The following is a 665-nucleotide window of genomic DNA, read 5'->3' on the forward strand; positions in this document are numbered from 1 at the left end:
AAACGCAACGGTTAGCCCGGATCTTAGACCAAGCTCGGTTGGATCTGGTCGCCGGCAATATGCTCGGCGATGCCTGCATTGATCAGCGTCTACCGCCGAAAGCCACACGACCACTATTGCTAAAACCCGATGGCAGTATAGATAAAGCCAGGTATGAATGGTTCCTGTACCTGCAGATTCCCAACCGGTTAAACGGCCAGCTAATGCTGCCGGAAGTCATTCGATATCGGGCGTTAGAGGATGATCTGGTGAAGCCACAGACCTGGAAAAACCAGAAGCAGGTCTTGGTCGAGGGTACGCAGCAACCGAAAATCTCCAAGGATCCGACGCGACTGATCCCGCGTATGGCGGATGAGCTGACCCTTCGGTTACACGAGGTCAGCGAATACTTGGAACGTTCGGACAATCGGGACGTGATACTGCGCCCGAAAGGCGGCAAACACCTTTGGCGGTTGCCTACAGCCAGTAAGAAACACCTGGTGAATAATCCGTTCTTCCAACAAATGAGAGCGATCAGCGTTGCCGATGTCTTGCGCGTGGTGGATCAGGATACCGGATTCATTGACGACTTCGAGCATGTGCTGGGCATGAACTCGAAAAGCCGTCAATACGAAGTGGACCTGTTGGCGATCTTGATCGCCAATGCCACTAATCAGGGCATCTAT

1 protein-coding gene is annotated in these 665 nt (G+C 52.9%); it reads left to right on the top strand.

Annotated elements, in window-relative coordinates; genetic code table 11:
• On the top strand, positions 1-665 hold a 665-nt coding region (locus tag A3761_RS04785), incomplete at both ends, for a Tn3 family transposase (protein WP_156491601.1).

Source organism: Oleiphilus sp. HI0123 (assembly GCF_001635315.1).